The 14,158-nt window shown below is 36.7% G+C and carries 16 protein-coding genes; 7 read left to right on the top strand and 9 right to left on the bottom strand.

The window, feature by feature from the left end; all coding sequences use genetic code 11:
• The first annotated feature begins 158 nt into the window (after positions 1-158).
• From IC610_RS08365 to recG, 3 genes are all read left to right on the top strand, one after another.
• Positions 159-1,670 carry a peptide MFS transporter gene (locus tag IC610_RS08365; protein ID WP_191736346.1) on the top strand — a complete coding sequence of 504 codons (1,512 nt, stop codon included), beginning with the start codon at positions 159-161 and terminating at the stop codon, positions 1,668-1,670.
• 21 nt (positions 1,671-1,691) lie between these two features.
• Complete coding sequence (locus IC610_RS08360) at positions 1,692-2,228, top strand: thioredoxin family protein (RefSeq protein ID WP_191736344.1); 537 nt, start codon at positions 1,692-1,694, stop codon at positions 2,226-2,228.
• Positions 2,229-2,485: 257 nt separating this feature from the next.
• Positions 2,486-4,594, top strand: coding sequence for an ATP-dependent DNA helicase RecG (gene recG, locus IC610_RS08355; protein ID WP_191736822.1), 2,109 nt, complete (start codon positions 2,486-2,488; stop codon positions 4,592-4,594).
• Between the two features lie 6 nt (positions 4,595-4,600).
• Here recG and IC610_RS08350 read toward each other — a convergent pair whose 3' ends face one another.
• From IC610_RS08350 to dapA, 4 genes are all read right to left on the bottom strand, one after another.
• On the bottom strand, positions 4,601-4,900 hold the full coding sequence (locus IC610_RS08350; protein ID WP_191736342.1) for a type II toxin-antitoxin system RelE/ParE family toxin: 300 nt from the start codon (positions 4,898-4,900) through the stop codon (positions 4,601-4,603).
• Positions 4,882-5,106 carry a hypothetical protein gene (locus tag IC610_RS08345; RefSeq protein WP_191736340.1) on the bottom strand — a complete coding sequence of 75 codons (225 nt, stop codon included), beginning with the start codon at positions 5,104-5,106 and terminating at the stop codon, positions 4,882-4,884. The genes IC610_RS08350 and IC610_RS08345 overlap by 19 nt, the downstream gene beginning before the upstream one ends.
• 51 nt (positions 5,107-5,157) lie before the next feature.
• Positions 5,158-5,655: a GNAT family N-acetyltransferase gene (locus IC610_RS08340; protein ID WP_191736338.1), complete on the bottom strand. Its 498-nt coding sequence runs from the start codon at positions 5,653-5,655 to the stop codon at positions 5,158-5,160.
• A gap of 293 nt (positions 5,656-5,948) precedes the next feature.
• The gene (gene dapA / locus IC610_RS08335) at positions 5,949-6,821 is read right to left on the bottom strand and encodes a 4-hydroxy-tetrahydrodipicolinate synthase (protein ID WP_191736336.1); all 873 of its coding nucleotides are present in this window, start codon (positions 6,819-6,821) and stop codon (positions 5,949-5,951) included.
• A 107-nt stretch (positions 6,822-6,928) separates the two neighbouring features.
• Here dapA and IC610_RS08330 point away from each other — a divergent pair, with 107 nt between their 5' ends.
• From IC610_RS08330 to recO, 4 genes are read left to right on the top strand one after another with little or no spacing between them, the layout of a single operon-like run.
• Positions 6,929-7,684 carry a 5'-nucleotidase C-terminal domain-containing protein gene (locus IC610_RS08330; RefSeq protein WP_191736335.1) on the top strand — a complete coding sequence of 252 codons (756 nt, stop codon included), beginning with the start codon at positions 6,929-6,931 and terminating at the stop codon, positions 7,682-7,684.
• On the top strand, positions 7,684-8,634 hold the full coding sequence (locus IC610_RS08325) for a bifunctional metallophosphatase/5'-nucleotidase (RefSeq protein ID WP_191736333.1): 951 nt from the start codon (positions 7,684-7,686) through the stop codon (positions 8,632-8,634). The genes IC610_RS08330 and IC610_RS08325 overlap by 1 nt, the downstream gene beginning before the upstream one ends.
• A gap of 1 nt (position 8,635) precedes the next feature.
• Complete coding sequence (porZ, locus tag IC610_RS08320) at positions 8,636-10,891, top strand: type IX secretion system anionic LPS delivery protein PorZ (protein WP_191736331.1); 2,256 nt, start codon at positions 8,636-8,638, stop codon at positions 10,889-10,891.
• Positions 10,892-10,896: 5 nt separating this feature from the next.
• Complete coding sequence (gene recO, locus IC610_RS08315) at positions 10,897-11,586, top strand: DNA repair protein RecO (RefSeq protein WP_191736329.1); 690 nt, start codon at positions 10,897-10,899, stop codon at positions 11,584-11,586.
• A 6-nt stretch (positions 11,587-11,592) separates the two neighbouring features.
• Here recO and IC610_RS08310 read toward each other — a convergent pair whose 3' ends face one another.
• The 5 genes from IC610_RS08310 to IC610_RS19975 form a co-directional block, all read right to left on the bottom strand.
• Positions 11,593-12,402, bottom strand: coding sequence for a glucose 1-dehydrogenase (locus IC610_RS08310; RefSeq protein WP_191736327.1), 810 nt, complete (start codon positions 12,400-12,402; stop codon positions 11,593-11,595).
• A gap of 457 nt (positions 12,403-12,859) precedes the next feature.
• Positions 12,860-13,195 (bottom strand): toxin-antitoxin system YwqK family antitoxin, encoded by a 336-nt coding sequence (locus IC610_RS08305; RefSeq protein ID WP_191736325.1) that lies wholly within the window; start codon positions 13,193-13,195, stop codon positions 12,860-12,862.
• A gap of 51 nt (positions 13,196-13,246) precedes the next feature.
• Complete coding sequence (locus IC610_RS08300) at positions 13,247-13,648, bottom strand: SMI1/KNR4 family protein (protein ID WP_191736323.1); 402 nt, start codon at positions 13,646-13,648, stop codon at positions 13,247-13,249.
• Between the two features lie 24 nt (positions 13,649-13,672).
• Complete coding sequence (locus IC610_RS19980) at positions 13,673-13,855, bottom strand: GNAT family N-acetyltransferase (RefSeq protein WP_262891687.1); 183 nt, start codon at positions 13,853-13,855, stop codon at positions 13,673-13,675.
• 5 nt (positions 13,856-13,860) lie between these two features.
• A complete protein-coding gene (locus IC610_RS19975) occupies positions 13,861-14,157 on the bottom strand; it encodes a hypothetical protein (RefSeq protein ID WP_228462887.1) in 297 nt (98 codons plus the stop codon).
• Between the last annotated feature and the right edge of the window lies 1 nt (position 14,158).

Raw genomic sequence — 14,158 nt, 5'->3', positions numbered from 1 at the left:
GTTACTTCTATATATGTAAATTTATAAAGGATTTTAATTCGTTGATGCATGATGTCAACAGTTGAATTGGAACAGCCTTTAACAGAATTTCTTTAAAAAGATTCGTGACACAATGAGTCACAAATCATTCATCAATTATCATTGATAAATTATAACACATGAACCAAACCCTCGACGAAATACAGAATTTCAAAGGAAAATACCCAAAACAGATCTGGTCACTTTTCTTTTCTGAAATGTGGGAACGCTTCTGCTTCTACGGAATGCGTGGCATGTTGGTATTCTTCATGATTTCACAACTTGATTTTCAGGAGAAAGCAGCAACGTCACAATATGCAGCCACACAAGCCTTTGTGTATGCCTTTACCTTTGTGGGTGGACTTTTTGCGGATAAAATTTTAGGATTTAGAAAATCATTATTTTGGGGAGGATTGCTGATGATTATCGGCAGTTTAATTTTAGCAACAAATCCTCACGATTTCTTTTTCTTAGGAATTTCCTTTACCGTAATAGGTACCGGATTTTTTAAACCAAACATTTCATCAATGGTAGGTCAGCTTTATAAACCTAATGATTCCAGAGCAGATGCAGGATTTTCTCTTTTCTACGCAGGCATCAACTTGGGAGCCTTGCTGGGCGGCTATCTGTGTATAGCAATCGGCAAGGGTGAAATGCTCTCAAAGATAATCCCTGAAGATAAAAGATGGAATGTCGCTTTTGGATTGGCAGCCATTGTAATGCTAATATCTCTAATCAACTTCGTCTTTACACAGAAAAGCTTAGGAACGATTGGTCTACAGCCGGGACATCCCCAAAATGAAGAAAAATCTGCACCCATACCAAAATGGAAAGAATTTGGAGTGTACATTTTATCGTTGATCTTTATCCCGATCATTATGATTATGGTTTCTGTACCTCAATACACAAACTATTTTATGGCAACCGTCGGGCCTATAGTTCTCATCTACTTCTTTTTCGAAATGTCCAAAGTCAGTCCTGGTGAGCGGAAAAAATTATGGGCAGCTTTAGTTTTTATCCTGTTTTCAATTCTCTTTTGGGGAATCTACGAACAGAGCGGAGGAACATTGAGTATTTTTGCAGCTAAAAATTTAAATAAAGACCTATTAGGACTAGATCCAAACGGTGTCAACAATTCCGGAGGTGCATTTTTCATTATCTTTCTGGCACCGCTAATCGGTTTGTTATGGATTTGGCTCAGCAAAAGAAAACTTGAGCCCAACACCATTATTAAATTCGGGCTCGGTTTTATATTTTTAGGTCTGGGATATTATGTGCTTTTTGCTACAAGATTATTTGCTGATTTACAGGGAATTACTTCCCTCAATTTCTTTACTCTAGCACTGCTGGTCATTACGTTAGGCGAACTGTGCCTTTCTCCCATCGGGCTGTCGATTATGACAAAACTTTCCACAAAAAGCCTTCAGGGCATGATGATGGGAATGTGGTTTTTAGCTTCCGCTTACGGACAATATGTAGCAGGTATATTAGGGAATCATCTCGCTACTGCTGAAGAAGGAACAAGTAATTTTGATGCTTTCATGATCTACACTAATGGTTACAAACAACTCGGACTCTACGCAGTCATTGCCGGAGTGGTACTGATTTTGATATCTCCGTGGGTGAGAAAACTTATGCAGGAGGTTCGCTAATGATTTAATTTTAAATTAATTATGAAAAAAATAATCGCTTTCATCTTCATTATCCAATCCGTTTTCGCCTTTTCTCAGGTAAAATGGATGACGATTGAAGAAGCACTTGAAGCTCAGAAAACACAACCAAAAAAAATACTCATCGATTTTTACGCAGACTGGTGCGGTCCATGCAAAATAATGGATAAAAAAACCTACGGAAACGCCGTGATTTACGATATTCTCAACACCAGTTACTATCCTGTAAAATTCAACGCGGAAGATAAAAAAACAATAGAAGTTTTTGGGAGAAAATTTTCAAATGAGAACAGTTCTCAAAGAAAAGGCAGAAATTCACTTCACGAATTTACTCAGTTTATGAATGTGAACGCAGTTCCTACAACCGCTTTGCTGGATGAAACAGGCCGCCCGATTACAATGCTCCAGGGCGAACTTACGGCAAAAGAACTGGAACCTTATCTGGTTTTCATTTCGGGGGATCTTCATAAAAAATTTAAAACTCAGGGCGAGTGGGAAGATTATCAGCGGAAATTTAAGTCTAAAATAAAAGAGCAGTAGGCTTTTGGCGGATGGCTGCTGGCTTTTGGCTAATAACAGCTACGAACACGAATTAATTTATTTTAAAATATTTCAAATTCATTCGTGTATTCGTGGCAATATCTCTAGTGAAACATTTAAAATTTAAATTTGTTTTAATGGAATCTTAGCAACTCCATTCAATTTAAAAATCTGCTCTATCTGCATTATCTGCGGGAGACGTAAAACAATCAAGCTTTCAAAATCGAAAGCTTTCTTTATTACTAAATTTTCCCGAAATTCGTGCTTCAAAAAATTCAGTTCTGACTTTAGAAACTCCCATAGAATTCGTGAAAGGAATCGGTTCCGAACGTGCAAAGCTCATCAAAAATGTGCTGGGAATTTCTGTCGTGGAAGATTTTCTGAACTTCTACCCTATCCGGTATCTGGATAAAAGCAAGATTTTCACGGTTTCAACGCTTCAGGAAAGCAATATTGAAGTTCAGCTGAAGGGACGGATAACTTCTGTTCAGGAAATTCAGACGGGGAAAATCAAGAGACTTTCTGCAAAATTCAACGATCATACCGGAACGATGGATCTCGTCTGGTTTCAGTATTCAAAATGGTTCAAAGAACAGCTTCTGGTCAATAAGGAAGTATTTATTTTTGGTAAAATCAATGCTTTCAATAACCAGTTTTCAATGCCGCATCCGGAAATTGAAGCTGAAGAAAGCAAAGAAACTGATGTAAGACTAAAACCTATTTATCCAGGCTCGGAAAAACTCAGCAAACGGGGTTTAAATCAGAAATTTTTTCAGAATATATTGAAGAAAATCTGCAAGGAAATTCCAAATCTCATTCAGGAAAATCTTCCGGAATACATGATTCGGCATTACCAGTTTCTGTCGCGACAGCATACATTTCTCAATATTCATTTCCCGAAAGATCAGCAGCATTTCGAAAAATCAGATAATCGTTTAAAATTTGAAGAATCATTCTTCTTCCAGTTAGGTTTTGGTCTGAAAAAGGCGCATCACAAAACAAAATCACACGGAAATCCGTTCCCGATCGTCGGCGATTATTTCACAGGTTTCTACGAAAATCACCTCCCTTTTGAACTGACGAATGCACAAAAAAGAGTTTTAAAGGAAATCCGGATTGACATGAAAAAACCAATCCAGATGAACAGGCTTCTGCAGGGCGACGTTGGTTCGGGAAAAACAATGGTGGCATTGCTGACGATGCTCATCGCAATGGATAACGGTTTTCAAAGCTGTCTGATGGCACCTACAGAAATTCTCGCTCAGCAGCATTATGCCGGAATAAAAAATTTACTGAAAGATACAGAAATCAAAGTCAGCATTCTTACGGGTTCTGTAAAAGCTTCTGCCAGAAAAATCATCCATGAGGAACTGGAAAACGGTGAACTGTCCATTTTAATTGGAACACACGCTGTTTTAGAAGATAAAGTGAAGTTCAAAAATTTAGGTTTGGCTATCATTGACGAGCAACATCGTTTCGGAGTGGCTCAACGGGCAAAACTTTGGGCAAAAAACAGAATACCACCGCACATTTTGGTCATGACGGCAACACCGATTCCACGGACTTTGGCGATGAGTTTTTATTCTGATCTGGATGTCTCTGTGATTGACGAAATGCCTGTCGGAAGAAAACCGATTATCACGGCTCACAGAAGAGAAAAAGACCGCGCTTACGTTTACAATTTCTGTCATGAACAAATACGGAAAGGCAGACAGATTTATTTCGTTTACCCATTGATTGAAGAGTCTGAAACACTGGATTACAAAAATCTGATGGAAGGTTTGGAAAGTGTAATGGACAATTTCTCCAATTACAATGTCACGATGCTTCACGGGAAAATGAAACCCGACGAAAAAGATGCAGCCATGAATTACTTCGCGTCCGGAAAATCACAGATTATGGTCGCTACAACGGTTATTGAAGTTGGTGTTAATGTTCCAAATGCATCGGTGATGGTCATTGAAAGTTCAGAAAGATTCGGTTTGTCACAACTTCATCAGCTGAGAGGCCGTGTGGGAAGAGGTGGTGAACAGAGTTACTGCATCCTGATGACATCGGATAAATTATCCTCAGACAGCCGAACGAGAATTAAAACGATGACCGAAACCAATGACGGGTTCAAAATTTCTGAAGTTGATATGCAGTTGCGTGGTCCAGGCGATATTTTGGGTACCCAACAAAGTGGTGTTGTAGACTTTAAAAAACTGGATCTGGTGAATGATTCTGCAATTATCAAAAATACCAAAAGTTTGGTTGAAAAAATCTTGGAAACCGATCCCCTGCTTTCAAGACCGGAGCATCAGATTATTAAAAATTACTATCTGCAGTATTATAAAGGGAAAAATAAGTGGAGTAAGATTTCGTAATTACAATTAAAAATCCCTTCTTGTTTTTAAATCTCTCCTACCATCCCAGACCGATAAAACTTTAATCTGAACGTCTGAAAACTCGTAAAAAATCAGATACTTACCAACAATTTTAACTCTCGCATTCTTTAAATCCGTTTCGCGACCAATTTTTGGATGTGCTGCAAGTTGCTTTAGAGCTTTTATGAATAGTTTATTCAATTTAATACTGTAAGTTTTAGATTTATTATGGTCAATCCAAAACTCAAGAATTTCTTTTCTTTCAGAATTTGCTTCTTTTGTCCAAACTATTTTTCTTGAAGCCATTTTTCAATTTCATTATTTGCTTCATCTTCTGTAAGAATTTCATCATTTTGAGCTTTTAAAAGTCTTTCTTTTTGCTCATCACTTAATTGAAAAACTGTGGTATCCTGTTCAAAATCTAAGAAACTTTTAATTTCTTCTATGATGCGAGATTCTTCTAAATTTGCGATTCGATTGATCAAATCCAATTTCAATTCTGCTGCAGTCATTTTCTTTAATTTATTCAAATTTACAAATTTTAGAATAACACAATCAATATCTTATACAGTTTTCTCCATCAGATAATCATCCATCACATATCCATTTCCAATATCAAAAACGCCTTCATCATAAACTTGAAAACCCTGAGATTCATAAAAGCTTTTTGCAGAATTGTATTTATTCACATTTAAAATAATTCTGTGATCGCCACTTTCCTTTACTTTTTCATTTAGAAATTCAAGCGTTTTTTTTCCTAAACCTTTTCCTTTGCTTTCCGGAACGAGATAAATTCTGTGCAGTTTTGTCGTTTGATCTTCATAGTGATTTTCGTAGCCTAAAAATCCATCAAATACATTTAAAACTTCATCAAAAACAAGATAATAATGATAGTCTGGATTTTTTAAATGCTCTGAAATTTCTGCGTCTGAGTACATGCTGTCGAGCATATACTTCATCTGTTCCTGGGAAAGAATATCAGCATAAGCATTTTCCCATGACCTTTTTGCCAAGTCCTGAATTAAGGGAATATTTTCTTTTATTGCTTTGATTAATTTCATATTATTTTTTAACACAAAAGTCACAAAAGTTTTTTTATTATTTGAGTTGTAATGATTTCCTCTTAAAAGCTCAAAAAAAAATTACACTAATTTTTTTCATAAAACGGAAAGCTTTTTTGATCTTTAAGGGATAATTAATTAAAACTCTGCAGACTTTTGTGACTTTTGTGGTTCAATATTTTGGAATTAAGATTAAAAAAGTGAAAAGTATCACACCTTTCACTTTTCATTATTTTTATGTTTAATGTTCTGCTTCACCTTTCACTTGCAAAGCAAAATTCACCATTCACTTTTTAAATTTTCGCCATCTCCGCTTTTATCTTCACATAAAGTCCTTCTGATGCAGGAACCAATGGAAGTCTCAGATAGTTTTTAATCAAACCTTTTTCAGCCAAAACCGCTTTAATTCCGCACGGATTTCCTTCTGCGAAAATCAGTCTTGTGATGTCAACCAGTTTATTGTGAATCTCATAGGCTTCATCTACTTTTTTATCAAAAGCCAGCTGAACCATCGTTGAAAATTCTTTCGGATAACCCTGTCCGATTACAGAAATTACTCCTGCTCCACCCGCTAAAGTTACGGGAAGTGTAAATTCATCATCTCCTGAAACCAAATTGAAACCTTCAGGCTTTTTTCTCAAAATATCGAAATACTGAAGAATATTGGGTGCAGCTTCTTTAATTAAGAATAAGTTCGGGAATTCTTTGGCCAGACGCAAAGTCGTTTCTGCCTCAACATTCTGTCCGGTTCTTGACGGAACATTGTAGATGATAATATTTTTCCCGGTAGAAGCCAACATTTTATAATGCTGGTAAAGCCCTTCCTGATTGGGTTTGTTGTAATATGGAGACACTGATAATACGGCTGTAAAATCAGATAAATCAGCTTCTTCGATCTGCTGTTTGACTTCAAGAGTATTGTTTCCGCCAATTCCTAAAACCAAAGGAAGACGTTTATTATTAACCTTAATGATGTGCTCAACCACCTGTTTCTTCTCGTCTGAAGAAAGTGTAGCAGCTTCCGCTGTAGTTCCCAAAACTACCAAATAGTTGGTTCCGTTTTCGATGTTGTACTCAATGAGTTTTGTCAAACTTTCGAAATCTACGGATAAATCTTCATTAAAGGGCGTTACCAAAGCAACACCTACTCCTTTTAAAATGCTCATCTGTTCGAATTATTTTCCCCAAATTTAATAATTTCATACAAGAATTTACAATATTTAATCCTGTTTTATTATACATATAATTATATTTGCATTATACTAAAGAAATTATGCAAAATAAATTCTTATTGATAGGAATTGCCCTGCTTTCGCTCACAGCCTGTAAAACGACTTCGTTGCAGGTGGCCAGTGTGCAGACGCAGAAGAATATTTCTATTAATCAGGACTTGAAGGCGGATGAAGATTTTGCTCAATTTATCGAGCCTTACACCGAGAAACTCAACAAAGAGATGAATCAGAAAATCTCTTACACACAGGTTGATTTAACGAAGGAAGGCGACAACAGTAATCTCGGAAATCTTTTGGCAGATTATACTTTTGACGGAGCGAATATCTGGGCGAAAGCCAATTTAAATAAAAACATTGATGCCGCACTGATCAACATCGGTGGAATCCGTACAACGATCGGGAAAGGTGATATTCTTCTGAAAAATGTTTTTGAAGTGATGCCTTTTGAAAATGAAGTGATCATCGTCAAATTTAAAGGTTCAGATCTGCAGGGATTATTTGATTATTACGCTAAAAATCAGAAAAACAATCCTGTTTCTCATTTGTATATCGAAACGAATGACGGTACTCTTTCCAAAAGTTTAATCAACGGAAATTCAATTAATCCAAATCAGGATTATTATATTGCAACCTCAGATTATCTGGCTTTGGGCGGTGACAACATGAAGTTTTTTGCAATGGGAGAATCAATTTCTACAGGGATCAAACTGAGAGATTTGTTTATAGAATATTTTAAGAAAAATCAGCAGATCAATCCGAAGGAGGAAGTCCGTTTAAATTTTATCGGGAAGAAGTAATGGATAGAAAAAGTTTTTTAAAAACGATAACAGGCGGAACTTTAGCGATGACTTTAGCTCCGAATTTGATGATGGCGGAAGAATTAAATTTAAATTCTTTCTCTTCAGCCCATAAATTAACGATACTTCATACCAACGATCAACACAGCAGAATTGAACCATTCGATTCAAGCTACACGAGAAATCCCAATCAGGGCGGTTTTGCGAGAAGAGCAACTTTAATTCAGAAAATCAGAAGCGAAGAAAGCAATCTTTTACTTCTTGATTCCGGAGATATTTTTCAGGGAACACCGTATTTCAACTTTTTCGGAGGCGAGCTTGAGTTTAAGCTAATGTCGATGATGAAATATGATGCTTCCACAATGGGTAATCACGATTTCGATAATGGTTTAGATGGATTTTTAAAAGTTTTGCCTAATGCAAAATTTCCTTTTATCTGTTCGAATTATGATTTTAAAAACACCATATTAGACGGAAAAACTTCACAGTATAAAATTTTCAATAAAAACGGAATTAAAGTCGGAATTTTCGGAGTGGGAATCGAACTTGACGGATTGGTTGGAAAAAAACAGTATGGCGAAACCATTTGGACAAATCCAATCGATGTGGCTCAACATTATTCTAATTTCCTGAAAAACGAAATGAAGTGCGACCTTGTGATTTGCCTTTCCCACATCGGCTACGATTACAGAGACGAGCCTGAAAAACTGAACGACAAAATTTTAGCTTCAAAAACAGAAAATATTGACTTAATTTTAGGCGGTCATACGCACACTTTCTTACCTGAACCGCAAACCTTCCAGAACAGACAGGGAAAAAACGTTTTGGTAAATCAGGTGGGGTGGGCAGGACTTCTTTTGGGAAGAATAGATTTCTTTTTTGATCAAAATAAAAATATTAAAACGGTTTCCTGGAACAATCAGGCAATTGACAGCAGTATAACAGCGTAATATGAAAAAACTTTTAATTTCTCTAGGCATTCTTGCGACATTGCAATTGGCAGATGCTCAAAATATTACTTCCAAAAAGTGGGCAGATATGTTTTCCTACAACAATGTTCTGGCCATGAAAGAGGACAACGGAAAAATAATTGCCGGTACAGAAAACGGAGTTTTTTATTATAATATTTCGAGTGGAGAGATTTCGAAGCTTTCTAAGGCTTCAGGTCTTCATGAAGTTAAAATTTCTGCATTCGATTATGATCCTCAGTCTAAAATTGCTTTGGTAGGCTATCAAAGTGGTGCTTTGGACGTGATTGCTCCGGATGGAATTACATATATCGTTGATATTCCGCTTGCTACAGGTTATACAGGAAGCAAAAGAATCAATCATATTTCAATCACTGGCGATCAGGCTGTAATTTCTGTTGGATATGGTGTTTCTATTTTTAAACTTAAAAAGAAAGAATTTGCTGACTCGGCATTTTTTGTCATTGGTGGAACTTTTGAAGCCAGCAATGAAGCCACAATCTTTGGAAATAAAGTTTATTCTGTGACCAATACAGGACTTAAGAGCCACGAACTTAATACAACATTTCCCGTCTTTACAACCTGGACAACAGAACAGACAGGGAATTTTAAGCACATAGATTCTGACGGTAGCTTATCCTACGCCAGTACAACTACCGCCTATCTCTATAACAACGGAACTTCCACGCCTATTTCTCAGACATTTACCAATGTGAAAGACGTGGTTACAACCTCTGGTAATGTTACTGTAACAGACAACAATAGAGTTTATTCTTATGCTGACAACGGAAATTTTATAGGCTCTGCATCACCTGGTGAAGAATGCAACACTTCGGTAAGAATTTCCGGTAAATTTTATTTCGGAACTGCTCTATCGGGTATTAAGAATGAAAACAGCAATATTTTCAAACCAGATGGGCCAGCTTTCAACTATTCCTATAAAATCAGACCTTTCAATGACAATCAACTACTTGTATCTTCCGGAGGTAGAGAGGGAGGGTTTAACTTTAGAATAGAGAATCCACGGAACCCTGGATTTTATTATTTTAATGGCAGCGAGTGGGTTTATCCTTCGTACTTTGCAACTCATCCCAATACATATAATATTTTAGATGCAATGGCTGACCCTCAAGATCCTTCAATAGTCTTTTTTTCCAACTACAGTATTTGGGCCGGAATGGGTGTCTATAAGATGAAATATAACCCTGCAAACAAAGATTTTGATTTTGTTAAATATTATGACATAGACCAACCAAGTATATACATCAACAGACCGGTAGGATTTGCTGCTGATGACAAAAACAATATTTTTCTGTCAGTCGCATTTAATGTGGAGGGCAGTAATGTTGCTATGGCTCCCTACAAAAGAGATACTGATGAATTTTTGGTAAAAACGGTAACGCTCACAAGCAGTGCTGTACAGGCACCTGTCTTCCATGAAGGACTTCTCTGGACTGCTTTGCCCCGTTCTCAGCATATTATGGCTTATGATTATAAAGGCACAGTAGCTACCGCAGACGATACTGCCTACATCATAGGTGCTGAAAATAATTTACCTGCCAACACATTAGCAGTTGCGTTTGATAAAGACGGGGATGCCTGGATTGGTACTGACCTTGGGATCAGAATTCTTCCTAATGCTGCTACAGAAGTGAAAAACAATCCTACGCTGGAAGCTGTTGTCATAGAACAAAACGGATTGGCAGAAGAACTCTTCAGGGATTCACAAATTCTGGCGATAGAAGTAGATGCAGGAAATCAGAAATGGGTTGCGGTAGATGGTGGAGGCGTTTATTACCTTTCTGCCGATGGTGAACGAACAATTAAGCATTTCACCAGAGAAAATTCGCCCCTGCCTACCAATTCTGTGACAGACATCAAAATTGATAAAAAAACAGGAAAAGTATATTTTGTTACTTACGACGGAATCGTAACTTACCAGGGAGATGTTGCTGATGTGACCTCAAATTTCGGAAACGTTTTAGTGTACCCTAATCCTGTGGTTTACAATCAGTTTAAAGGAAAAGTAACGATTAAAGGACTGGCAGAAGTGGCAAACATCAGAATCACGGATGCTGCAGGAAACATTGTTCACTCTGCACAGGCAAGAACAGGATATTACGAATGGGATCTTAATAACCAAAAAGGAAAGAGAGTGGCTTCAGGAATTTACTTTGTGTTAATGACCAACGAAGACGGAACAGATAAGGCGACAGCAAAAATTGCTGTGGTTAATTAAATTTCATGATTTCTCAGACGGGTTTCGTACTCTCATTTTTAAAATACGGAGACAGTGATGCTATTCTGCATTGTTTTACTTTAGAAGAAGGCTTTCAGAGCTTTTTTCTAAAGTCTGTTTTCACTCAGAAAAACAGGAAGAAGGCATTAATTCTACCATTGAGTATGCTCAGTTTTAACTGTAGAAAATCCAAGCCCGGTGTAGAAATTAATTCCGTATTAAAATTTGAACTGGAACATTCCTACGATTTTTATACCGACGTAAAAGCCAATACCATTGTATTTTTTGTCTCAGATTTTCTCAATCAGATTTTAAAACACGAAAATTCAAATCCAGGAATTTTCTCAGCAATTGAAGACTTTAACCGAAATCTTGATGCTCAGAATTACAGATCGCATTTGGTTTTATTAATAGTTCTGCTTAAAATACAGGGAATTGCTCCACTTCACAGTAGTTTCGAATATTTGGATCCGGAAACAGGAAACTTTAATTTAAATGGTACCCATCATCTTTTTACAAAAGAAATTTCATCCCTTTGGAAACAGATTTCAACTTCCGAAAATCCTTATGAAATTAAAATAAAGACCTCAGACAGAAAGCAGTTGCTGGACAGTATTTTAGTGTATTACCATTATCATTTTACTGATTTCCGAATACCCAATTCATTAGAAATTATTCAGCAGATTTATGAATAATAAACTTTATCCACCTTTGGAAAAACTTTCCAAAACCGTCATTCCTCCGTCAACGAAAATGCTGGCTCCGGTAATGTAATCCGCGAAATCACTGGCCAAAAATACCGCTAAATTACCTACATCTTCAGGCTGACCAATTCTGTCGTACGGAATCAGTTTTAATAAATCATCCATCGCTTCTTCAGTTCCCCAAGCCTCTTCATTAATCGGCGTCTGAATTGCTCCCGGACAGATAGAATTGATCCGGATTTTTTTCGCGCCATATTCCTGAGCCAAAGACTGCATCAAAAGCTTTACACCGCCCTTACTGGCAGCGTAGTTCACATGTCCCGCCCAGGGAATAACCTCGTGTACTGAACTGATATGAATGATCTTTCCGCAGGCAACAGATTTAGACAAATCAATTCCGCGTCTCAGAAATTCTTTGATGGCTTCACGGGCACAGAGAAACTGGCCTCTAAGGTTAACATTCATGACCGTATCCCAATCTTCGACCGTCATTTCAGTAAATTCTGCGTCTTTCTGAAGACCGGCATTGTTGACTAAAATATCAACAGTTCCGTATTCAGAAATTGTTTTTTCAAACATGGCTTTTACTTCATCTTCTTTTGAAACATCGCACTGGAAAATCATTCCTTCACCGCCAACGTTCTGAATTTCTTTTAAAATGTCTTCAGCTTCGTCTTTTGACCGTTCTGATGAATGATTGATGACTACCTTAGCTCCGGCAGCAGCCAGAGATTTGGCGATTCCGGTTCCGATACCGCTTGAAGCACCTGTAACGATGGCAATTTGATTTTTAAGAGAGATTTGCATAGAATATTTTTTTGGTGTTATTCTAAAAGAAAGTTTTAAGCCAAACTGGTAATAAAACATTTACTGTCTTAAAAACTTTCATTTCTCAGAAACTTTTTTGGTAAAGTAAAAAAATGTGTTTTAAGAGTCTTTTATATCAAAACAGCGTTTTGCAGCTTAAGAGAATCATTCTGCAGACTCCGGTTCGCGTTCCGTAGACCTCAGGAAGCATTCCGCAGACTCCGGGAAGCGTTCCGGAGACTCCGGGAGGGCTGCTTTTGAGCTTCGGAATGCTGCGTAAAGGCTTATGAATAAGAAACTGATGTTAATTCCTGGTTTTTGAGATTTAAATGATAGTTCAGGTTTTTTTTTAATTTAAATTTTAAATAACTTTCTTAATACAGAAGTTTAATTAACAACTGAATTATTGAAACTTACACCTTCGGTTTCAAATCAAAAAATGTCAAAAGCAAGAAGTCTATCCCAGCAAAGTTTCTGTTTTCTGTCCTTCTTTCCAAATCGAATGATGAATCAAAATCCCATCTTCATCCCATTCTTTCCAATGACCATGCGGTTTTGCAAAATATTTATAATACTCCTCTCTAATTTTTCCATTTTCATAATACTCCCTCTGAACTCCTCCGAGATGTCCATCGGTATATTCAGCCTCATCCTGCAGTTTGCCACTTGAATAAAATGATTCTATAATCCCATTAAAAGGATAACCCTGATATCTGTAAATAGGTCCACCAGCATTATCTATTCCCGCAAATTCCAGGATTTTTTCGACATCTTTATCGTCAATTCTTATCATTTAGATTAATGTTGTCCGCTTAAAATTATGTTTTTTAGGATCCAGCTCTACTTATAAATCATCTATTGAATCAACTTTTAAAAATTTTTCCAGAGAAATATCGTAAAAGACAGGCTCTAATTCATCGTGACGAAAGAGGTAAATATGACCATTTTTACTGCCACTGTCGGTATAGATACATATTAGATGTCCTACCGCTGTAGTCGCAAATGGTAAATATTCTTTCGGAATATGTTGTTCGATAAATTGCAGGCTATCAATCGTTTCTTCCAACAAAGATTCGCCGTACTTTATGCTGTGGATTTCATAATATCCATCATCAATTATTCCACCGTTATGTTTTAAATAAAGTTTCTTTAAATTTTCCGGCATGTTGAAGTTAAACATCGATTCAAGTTCCAGAATATCTGCTACTGTGATACTTTGTTCCTGCTCTGTAATTTCAGTTTTCATCTTAATTTTTTTTAGCTTTTCAGTTTAATCTAAAATTTTAGACATTACCAATTGCGGTCCGCTCCTTCCCTCCTTGATTTTTCCTGTTAAATGATAGCCGGTTTTAAGATAAATTCTGAGCGCGGAAGTGTTTCTTTCGTTTACTGATAAAACGATTTCTTTACAGTTATGAAAATGTTTTTTGATGAAATGATCCAGTGAAATCATTACATTCAAACCAATTCCTTTACCTTGAAATTCAGGGTTATTGACAGTGATCTCAATAAGACAGATTCAGGATTGGCTGTAAATTCAAATTTATCTCCGCCAAAATCCAGAACAAAAAAACCGACAATATGTTCACCGTCCAAAACCGTAACGGGATAAGCAAAAAAATCATCATTTTGATTTCGCTCTTCAATTCTTTCCAAAGCCAGTTTCGGAAGTGCAGAATATTGAGACTGAATTTCATTTAAGTCAAAATCCAACTCTGAAAAATCTTCAGGTTTATAAAAATTTAAACTGACCATA

This window comes from Chryseobacterium caseinilyticum (assembly GCF_014837145.1).
Classification (GTDB): domain Bacteria; phylum Bacteroidota; class Bacteroidia; order Flavobacteriales; family Weeksellaceae; genus Chryseobacterium; species Chryseobacterium caseinilyticum.
Note: the sequence above shows the minus strand (reverse complement) of the source record. Positions and strands in the feature narration are given on the sequence as shown.

Excerpts from the sequence above, each read along its gene's own strand:
- IC610_RS08365 (WP_191736346.1), top strand. The coding sequence starts at position 159 with ATGAACCAAACCCTCGACGAAATACAGAATTTCAAAGGAAAATACCCA.
- IC610_RS08360 (WP_191736344.1), top strand. The coding sequence starts at position 1,692 with ATGAAAAAAATAATCGCTTTCATCTTCATTATCCAATCCGTTTTCGCC.
- IC610_RS08350 (WP_191736342.1), bottom strand. The coding sequence starts at position 4,900 with ATGGCTTCAAGAAAAATAGTTTGGACAAAAGAAGCAAATTCTGAAAGA.
- IC610_RS08345 (WP_191736340.1), bottom strand. The coding sequence starts at position 5,106 with ATGACTGCAGCAGAATTGAAATTGGATTTGATCAATCGAATCGCAAAT.
- IC610_RS08340 (WP_191736338.1), bottom strand. The coding sequence starts at position 5,655 with ATGAAATTAATCAAAGCAATAAAAGAAAATATTCCCTTAATTCAGGAC.
- dapA (WP_191736336.1), bottom strand. The coding sequence starts at position 6,821 with ATGAGCATTTTAAAAGGAGTAGGTGTTGCTTTGGTAACGCCCTTTAAT.
- IC610_RS08330 (WP_191736335.1), top strand. The coding sequence starts at position 6,929 with ATGCAAAATAAATTCTTATTGATAGGAATTGCCCTGCTTTCGCTCACA.
- IC610_RS08325 (WP_191736333.1), top strand. The coding sequence starts at position 7,684 with ATGGATAGAAAAAGTTTTTTAAAAACGATAACAGGCGGAACTTTAGCG.
- porZ (WP_191736331.1), top strand. The coding sequence starts at position 8,636 with ATGAAAAAACTTTTAATTTCTCTAGGCATTCTTGCGACATTGCAATTG.
- recO (WP_191736329.1), top strand. The coding sequence starts at position 10,897 with ATGATTTCTCAGACGGGTTTCGTACTCTCATTTTTAAAATACGGAGAC.
- IC610_RS08310 (WP_191736327.1), bottom strand. The coding sequence starts at position 12,402 with ATGCAAATCTCTCTTAAAAATCAAATTGCCATCGTTACAGGTGCTTCA.
- IC610_RS08305 (WP_191736325.1), bottom strand. The coding sequence starts at position 13,195 with ATGATAAGAATTGACGATAAAGATGTCGAAAAAATCCTGGAATTTGCG.
- IC610_RS08300 (WP_191736323.1), bottom strand. The coding sequence starts at position 13,648 with ATGAAAACTGAAATTACAGAGCAGGAACAAAGTATCACAGTAGCAGAT.
- IC610_RS19980 (WP_262891687.1), bottom strand. The coding sequence starts at position 13,855 with ATGATTTCACTGGATCATTTCATCAAAAAACATTTTCATAACTGTAAA.
- IC610_RS19975 (WP_228462887.1), bottom strand. The coding sequence starts at position 14,157 with ATGGTCAGTTTAAATTTTTATAAACCTGAAGATTTTTCAGAGTTGGAT.